Below are 7,055 nucleotides of genomic sequence, written 5' to 3'. Positions count from 1 at the left end.
AACCCTGAATTTCAGGATTTTTTCTCTTCCGACTTAACGTCGCTGCAAGCTGTTGTTTGCTTAGCGCCGTGTCGATGGAGGCGCATTATAGGGAGTTCTCCGCACCCCGCAATAGAAAAATGACATAAAAATGACTGACTGCTGCATTCCACAGCAAAAGCCGCCCTTATACGCATTTACACACAGAGTTATCCACAAAGCGCCAAAAGTGGAAAAATTCCCGAGCGTTGCGCAAACGTTTTCGTTACAATGCCCGCGCAAAATTAATCCGCCCTGCCTGGGGTGTTAGCTGAATCTTCCCATAATAAAGAAGCGAAAATTCAGCTAACGCTCTCTGTTAAAGTCAAATCCAGGGGATTTACCATGCAACAACCTCGTCCAGTCCGCCGCGCCCTGCTCAGTGTTTCTGATAAGGCCGGTATCGTCGAATTCGCCCAGGCGCTCTCCCAGCGTGGCGTCGAACTGCTCTCTACCGGCGGAACCGCTCGCCTGCTGGCAGATAAAGGCCTGCCGGTCACCGAAGTCTCCGACTACACCGGTTTCCCGGAAATGATGGATGGACGCGTAAAAACCCTGCACCCGAAAGTGCACGGCGGCATTCTCGGCCGTCGCGGCCAGGATGATGACATCATGGCGCAGCACGCCATCGCCCCAATCGATATGGTGGTGGTTAACCTCTACCCCTTCGCCCAGACCGTTGCCCGTGAAGGGTGCTCGCTGGAAGACGCCGTTGAGAATATCGATATCGGCGGCCCGACCATGGTGCGCTCCGCCGCGAAGAACCATAAAGATGTCGCCATCGTGGTTAAGAGCAGCGACTACACCACCATCATTAATGAAATGGATGCCAACGACGGCTCGTTGACGCTGGAAACCCGTTTCGACCTCGCGATCAAAGCCTTTGAGCACACCGCCGCTTACGACAGCATGATCGCCAACTACTTCGGCAGCCTGGTGCCCGCTTATCATGGCGAGAGCAAAGAGCCAGCCGGCCGCTTCCCGCGCACGCTGAACCTCAACTTTATTAAGAAGCAGGATATGCGCTACGGTGAAAACAGCCACCAGCATGCTGCCTTCTATATAGAAGAAGAGATCAAAGAGGCTTCCGTTGCCACCGCGCAGCAGCTGCAGGGCAAAGCGCTCTCCTATAACAACATCGCCGATACCGACGCGGCGCTGGAGTGCGTGAAAGAGTTTGATGAACCCGCCTGCGTGATTGTGAAACACGCCAACCCGTGCGGTGTCGCCGTCGGTGGCTCGATTCTTGATGCTTACGATCGCGCTTATAAAACCGACCCAACCTCAGCGTTCGGCGGCATTATCGCTTTCAACCGCGAGCTGGATGCTGAAACGGCGCAGGCCATTATCTCCCGCCAGTTTGTGGAAGTGATTATCGCCCCTTCTGCCACTCAGGAAGCGTTGAGCATTACCGCCGCCAAACAGAACGTCCGCGTACTGGTCTGCGGCCAGTGGGCAGCGCGCGTACCGGGCCTCGATTTCAAACGCGTTAATGGCGGCCTGCTGGTTCAGGATCGCGACCTGGGCATGGTAACCACCAATGAGCTGCGTGTGGTCAGCAAGCGCCAGCCGACCGAGCAGGAGCTGCGCGATGCGCTGTTCTGCTGGAAAGTAGCGAAGTTCGTTAAATCCAACGCCATTGTCTATGCCAAAGAGAACATGACCATCGGTATTGGCGCAGGCCAGATGAGCCGCGTTTATTCTGCGAAGATCGCCGGTATCAAAGCCGCAGACGAAGGGCTGGAAGTGAAAGGTTCCGCAATGGCCTCTGACGCCTTCTTCCCGTTCCGTGATGGTATTGATGCCGCCGCCGCTGTCGGCGTGAGCTGCGTTATCCAGCCGGGCGGTTCTATCCGCGATGACGAAGTGATTGCCGCCGCCGACGAGCACGGCATCGCGATGATCTTTACCGACATGCGTCACTTCCGCCATTAATCCACGGAGCAGAGAATGAAAGTATTAGTGATTGGTAACGGCGGGCGCGAACACGCGCTGGCCTGGAAAGCGGCCCAGTCTAAACGGGTTGAAACTGTCTTTGTCGCACCGGGTAACGCAGGCACAGCGCTGGAGCCGACGCTGCAAAACGTGGCGATTAGCGCGACGGACATCCCGGCGCTGGTTAATTTCGCCCAGAGCGAGAAGATCGATCTGACCATCGTCGGCCCGGAAGCGCCGCTGGTGATTGGCGTGGTTGATGCCTTTCGCGCGCAGGGGCTGAAAATTTTTGGCCCGACCCAAGGCGCGGCACAGCTGGAGGGCTCCAAAGCCTTCACCAAAGATTTCCTCGCCCGCCACAATATTCCGACGGCGGAGTACCAGAACTTTACCGAGGTAGAGCCAGCGCTGGCTTACCTGCGCGAGAAAGGCGCGCCGATTGTCATCAAAGCGGACGGTCTGGCAGCCGGTAAAGGGGTGATTGTCGCCATGACGCTGGAAGAGGCGGAAGCGGCAGTCAACGATATGCTGGCCGGTAATGCCTTTGGCGATGCGGGCCACCGCATTGTGATTGAGGAGTTTCTCGACGGCGAAGAGGCGAGCTTTATTGTGATGGTCGACGGCGAGCATGTGCTGCCGATGGCAACCAGCCAGGATCACAAACGCGTCGGCGACGGCGATACCGGCCCGAATACCGGCGGTATGGGCGCGTACTCCCCGGCGCCGGTGGTGACCGATGAAGTCCACCAGCGGGCGATGGACCAGGTTATCTGGCCAACCGTGCGCGGCATGGCGGCAGAAGGAAATACCTACACCGGTTTCCTCTATGCCGGGCTGATGATCGATAAGCAGGGCAACCCGAAGGTGATCGAGTTCAACTGCCGCTTTGGCGACCCGGAGACGCAGCCGATTATGTTGCGCCTGCAGTCGGACCTGGTAGAGCTCTGCCTGGCAGCCTGTGACGGCAAGCTGGATGAGAAAGTCTCGAAATGGGATGCGCGCGCGTCGCTTGGTGTGGTGATGGCTGCCGGAGGCTATCCGGGCAACTATCGCAATGGAGATCAGATCCACGGCCTGCCGTTGGAAGAGGTTGCGGACGGGAAAGTGTTCCACGCCGGTACCACGCTTGCTGACGACGATCGGGTGCTGACCAACGGCGGACGTGTGCTGTGCGTGACTGCGCTTGGTGACACCGTTGCCGAAGCGCAGCAGCGCGCTTATGCGCTGATGACCGATATCCACTGGGATGGCAGCTTTAGCCGCAGCGATATTGGTTACCGCGCGATTGCCCGCGAACAGGGCAGCAAGTAGCACGCGATCCACGGCCGGGTGGGATTTTGCTTACCCGGCCTTCAGGTGTAATTGCCGGGTGGCGCTACGCTTATCCGGCCTACAAAACCGTGCCGTGGGTATTGCCGGGTGGTGATTCGCTTACCCGGCCTACGGAACACACCTCACTGTCGTGAAAGCGCTTTTCGTAGGCCCGATAAGGCATCGCCGCCATCGGGCAACACACCGATGGCACCAACGCTAAAAATTCTTCTCTGTCGGCTGCCAGTGACAGAAATCCTCATTCGCCACCAGCAACAGCTGTGCCCCTTCCGGCGCTTCCAGCCACGCCACGCTCACCGCCAGCGATGAACGCCTCTGGCGCTGCGCAATATGGTTTAACGCCCACGTATCAAGCTCTGGCTTCACGGTCTGCCCTTCGCAGGTCTGCACCGTGTTATTTGCCTGCCAGCGCCCCTGACGCAACACAACCCGTCCCTGACGCAGCGCATCGCTGGTCTGGCGGATCTGTTCAGCGCGGTAGCGATAAAGCGCAATCTGGTCGCTGGAGAGCTGCTGCTTCTGGCCGTTCACTTCGCGCTGCATAAAGCTCAACTCGCCGCGATCGTCAAAACGCACGCGAATATGCTCAGGCGGGTTGGCGTAGATATTGAGTTCGATAAGGGTTAGCGCATCGCCTTGCCAGCGATACTCAGCTAAAGAGGTGTTTCCGCGGTGCCACGGGCTAAATGCGGAGAGCAGGTGGGTCTCACCGCCTGAATCTTTACGCCAGATACGTATTGCGCCCTGATCGCCGGCGAAACCGCTGGCGGTAAAGGGCGGCAATGACGAATCGTGGCTACAGGCGGCAAGCAGCAGTGCGCCGACCAGCAAAAGCGGGCGACGCCAGTATGACAAAAGGGGCGTTACCGCCCCTTCGACAAAACTGTTCACTGCCATGCTGTCTTACTTAACAGCGTCTTTCAGTGCTTTGCCAGAAACAAATGCCGGCACGTTAGCTGCGGCGATTTTGATTTCTTTACCGGTCTGCGGGTTGCGGCCAGTACGCTCAGCGCGGTGGTTCACTTTGAAAGTGCCGAAACCAACCAGTTGTACCGCATCGCCTTCTTTCAGAGACTCAGTAATGGCAGCCAGGGTGGATTCCAGTGCAGCTTTCGCTTGCGCTTTAGACAGATCAGCCTTGTCTGCAATTACATCAATCAGTTGAGTCTTGTTCATAAGTTATCCTTTCAATGTGTTTATCGCTTGCTAAGCATCGAGTGCGACGGAAATGCCTCAAAAGCACTCTCCTGCATACACGCACCGATAGCCACTTTTTTTCGCCCCCCAAATGTAGACCAGACGGGGGTCAGAAGGGAAGCCTTCAGGCGCGACAAAACAGGCCTTAAATCACGTTTTATTGTCTCATTGCTGCAAATTTATACCGATATTACTCTCGCCAGCCTCGCGCAGGTCCGCGCGCAAGCCTTTGATCAGGTCAATGTCGCGCTCTTCGCAGGCGGCCAAAAGGCGGAAAATCTCCCACTGAATGTCCCATTCCTGCTCTACAGCGGGGTTGAGACCCAGCTCTTCATCGGTCATTTCGCGGCCCTGCTGCGTCATTTCCAGCATCGCGACGGTGGTGATCGAGGTCTTGCTGACCTCAATGGCGTGTTCCAGCGTTTCACCGCTCAGACGCGAATGAATCAACTCGCTCAGCGCTACACAGGCGTCAATCGCCGGGTAGACACCGTAGAGATCGTAATCCTCTGCGGCGGGGATCCCCTCTTCCAGCTTCTCAAGCTGGCTGTCGAAATTGACCTTCGCATCTTTGACGGTCTCTGTTTCCCACACCAGGTCAAGGATACGGCGATAGAGCTGCGCATCGCCAAAGCCGGTCTGGCGGCAGAACAGCGCATAGTTGGGGTACATGCGCTCGCACAGACAGGCCATGAAAACAACGTGCTGCCAGCTTTCCTGCTTTTCCAGTCGCAGATGAATCGGGTTTTGTAACATGATCGCTTCTCAAAAACGGTAATGCGCCGCAGTTTACCCGATATCGCGCTGAATTGCCTGCCATCGCGCAAAGGCGGGGCGACCCGATGCCACAGCGTCTGCCCAGCGCGTCGGCTCCGGCAAGCGGTAGCCCTTCATGCAGCGCTGCACCCACGCCAGCGCAGTATCCTGGCTGACGCGATGGCCGGTAGCGACAAAAAGCGGATTACAGCGCGCTTTACTGCGCCATACCCACGCCAGCTGTTCGCCTTTATCCATCAGCGGCGACAGCGCACCGGGCTCATCGGCCAGCGGTTCGAACTTGCCGCACAGCCGTTTTTTCGCCACGCCGATGGTCGGCACATCCACCAGCAGGCCAAAATGGCTGGCAACGCCAAGGCGGCGCGGATGGGAGATCCCATGCCCGTCGACAAAAAGTAAATCGGGTTTTTGCGACAGCATCTCCCACGCCGCCAGCAGCGCGGGATACTCACGAAATGAGAGGAAGCCGGGAATATAGGGCATGGTGGTGGCGATACGCGCCACCTGATACTCAACCAGCTCAAGCGAAGGCCAGGTGAGCAGCACCATTGCCGCCCGCGTCACTTCGCCACCCTGCTCGAAACCGACATCCGCCCCGCCGATCAACGTCGGCGGATCTTTATCAAGACGATCCTCGCGGATCACGGAAGAGGCCAGTTCAAGTTGTTGTGCGCGTAGCGACGCGAGATCCATATTCACTCCTTATTGATGCCAGGGGGCCGACAGACGGTGAACCGCCTCGACAAAGACTCCTGCATGTTCCGGTGGGACATCCTGGTGGATGCCGTGACCGAGGTTAAATACATGGCCTTCGCCTTTGCCAAAGCCAGAGAGAATTGTAGACACTTCTTCCTCAATGCGTGCAGGCGGCGCATAAAGCATGGAGGGATCCATGTTGCCCTGCAGCGCCACTTTGTCGCCAACGCGACGGCGCGCATCGCCAATATCGGTGGTCCAGTCGAGGCCGAGCGCATCGCAGCCGGTCGCCGCCATCGCTTCCAGCCACTGGCCGCCGCCTTTGGTAAACAGGGTCACCGGCACGCGACGCCCCTCGTTTTCACGCAGCAAGCCATCGACGATTTTATGCATGTAGTAAAGCGAGAACTGCTGGTAGTCGCGCCCGGTCAGCACGCCGCCCCAGGTGTCGAAAATCATTACCGACTGTGCGCCAGCGCGGATCTGCGCGTTGAGATAGGAGGTGACGCTTTGCGCCAGCTTATCCAGCAGTGCATGCAGCACCAGCGGCTCGGCGTACATCATCTTTTTGATTTTAGTGAACGCTTTGCTGCTGCCGCCTTCAACCATGTAGGTCGCCAGCGTCCACGGGCTGCCGGAGAAACCAATCAGCGGCACTTCGCCTTTCAGCTCACGGCGGATAGTGCGCACGGCGTTCATCACGTAACCCAGCTCATCTTCCGGGTCCGGTACGGGCAGCTTGTCCACGTCCGCTTTGCAGGTGATGGGATGGCTAAAACGCGGCCCTTCACCGGCTTCGAAATAGAGCCCCAGCCCCATCGCATCCGGCACCGTCAGGATATCGGAGAAGAGGATCGCCGCATCCAGCTTGTAGCGGCGCAGCGGCTGCATCGTTACTTCACAGGCCAGCTCCGCATTGCGGCACAGCGACATAAAGTCGCCGGCTTGCGCACGGGTCGCCTTATATTCCGGCAAATAGCGGCCTGCCTGGCGCATCATCCATACCGGCGTCATATCTACTGGCTGGCGCTGAAGCGCGCGCAGGTAACGATCGTTTTTCAGTTCGGTCATTGTCAGTTCCTCAAGCGTCAGGCCGCCAG

The 7,055-nt window shown here is 57.9% G+C and carries 7 protein-coding genes; 2 read left to right on the top strand and 5 right to left on the bottom strand.

Features of this window, described 5'->3' with window-relative positions:
- Nucleotides 1-363 precede the first annotated feature (363 nt).
- Entirely contained in the window at nt 364-1,953 is a 1,590-nt protein-coding gene (gene purH, locus ABIC80_RS23915; RefSeq protein WP_429178807.1) for a bifunctional phosphoribosylaminoimidazolecarboxamide formyltransferase/IMP cyclohydrolase, read from the top strand.
- A 15-nt stretch (nt 1,954-1,968) separates the two neighbouring features.
- The gene (gene purD, locus ABIC80_RS23910) at nt 1,969-3,264 is read left to right on the top strand and encodes a phosphoribosylamine--glycine ligase (RefSeq protein WP_289747276.1); all 1,296 of its coding nucleotides are present in this window, start codon (nt 1,969-1,971) and stop codon (nt 3,262-3,264) included.
- A gap of 219 nt (nt 3,265-3,483) precedes the next feature.
- Here purD and ABIC80_RS23905 read toward each other — a convergent pair whose 3' ends face one another.
- The 5 genes from ABIC80_RS23905 to hemE form a co-directional block, all read right to left on the bottom strand.
- Entirely contained in the window at nt 3,484-4,182 is a 699-nt protein-coding gene (locus ABIC80_RS23905) for a DUF1481 domain-containing protein (protein WP_429178805.1), read from the bottom strand.
- A gap of 6 nt (nt 4,183-4,188) precedes the next feature.
- Nucleotides 4,189-4,461, bottom strand: coding sequence for a nucleoid-associated protein HU-alpha (hupA, locus tag ABIC80_RS23900; protein ID WP_002884342.1), 273 nt, complete (start codon nt 4,459-4,461; stop codon nt 4,189-4,191).
- A gap of 186 nt (nt 4,462-4,647) precedes the next feature.
- Nucleotides 4,648-5,238: a YjaG family protein gene (locus ABIC80_RS23895; RefSeq protein WP_023479398.1), complete on the bottom strand. Its 591-nt coding sequence runs from the start codon at nt 5,236-5,238 to the stop codon at nt 4,648-4,650.
- A gap of 33 nt (nt 5,239-5,271) precedes the next feature.
- Nucleotides 5,272-5,952, bottom strand: coding sequence for a deoxyribonuclease V (gene nfi, locus ABIC80_RS23890; RefSeq protein ID WP_034812663.1), 681 nt, complete (start codon nt 5,950-5,952; stop codon nt 5,272-5,274).
- 9 nt (nt 5,953-5,961) lie between these two features.
- Nucleotides 5,962-7,026 carry a uroporphyrinogen decarboxylase gene (gene hemE / locus ABIC80_RS23885; RefSeq protein ID WP_429178804.1) on the bottom strand — a complete coding sequence of 355 codons (1,065 nt, stop codon included), beginning with the start codon at nt 7,024-7,026 and terminating at the stop codon, nt 5,962-5,964.
- Nucleotides 7,027-7,055: the final 29 nt, after the last annotated feature.

Source organism: Kosakonia sp. 1610, assembly GCF_050435845.1.
Lineage (GTDB): Bacteria > Pseudomonadota > Gammaproteobacteria > Enterobacterales > Enterobacteriaceae > Kosakonia > Kosakonia cowanii.
The sequence above is the reverse complement of the archived record's forward strand: the minus strand, read 5'-3'. Positions and strand labels throughout refer to the sequence as shown.

What these genes read in the sequence shown, in the direction of transcription:
- purH (WP_429178807.1), top strand. Translation starts at nt 364, where the DNA reads ATGCAACAACCTCGTCCAGTCCGCCGCGCCCTGCTCAGTGTTTCTGAT.
- purD (WP_289747276.1), top strand. Translation starts at nt 1,969, where the DNA reads ATGAAAGTATTAGTGATTGGTAACGGCGGGCGCGAACACGCGCTGGCC.
- ABIC80_RS23905 (WP_429178805.1), bottom strand. Translation starts at nt 4,182, where the DNA reads ATGGCAGTGAACAGTTTTGTCGAAGGGGCGGTAACGCCCCTTTTGTCA.
- hupA (WP_002884342.1), bottom strand. Translation starts at nt 4,461, where the DNA reads ATGAACAAGACTCAACTGATTGATGTAATTGCAGACAAGGCTGATCTG.
- ABIC80_RS23895 (WP_023479398.1), bottom strand. Translation starts at nt 5,238, where the DNA reads ATGTTACAAAACCCGATTCATCTGCGACTGGAAAAGCAGGAAAGCTGG.
- nfi (WP_034812663.1), bottom strand. Translation starts at nt 5,952, where the DNA reads ATGGATCTCGCGTCGCTACGCGCACAACAACTTGAACTGGCCTCTTCC.
- hemE (WP_429178804.1), bottom strand. Translation starts at nt 7,026, where the DNA reads ATGACCGAACTGAAAAACGATCGTTACCTGCGCGCGCTTCAGCGCCAG.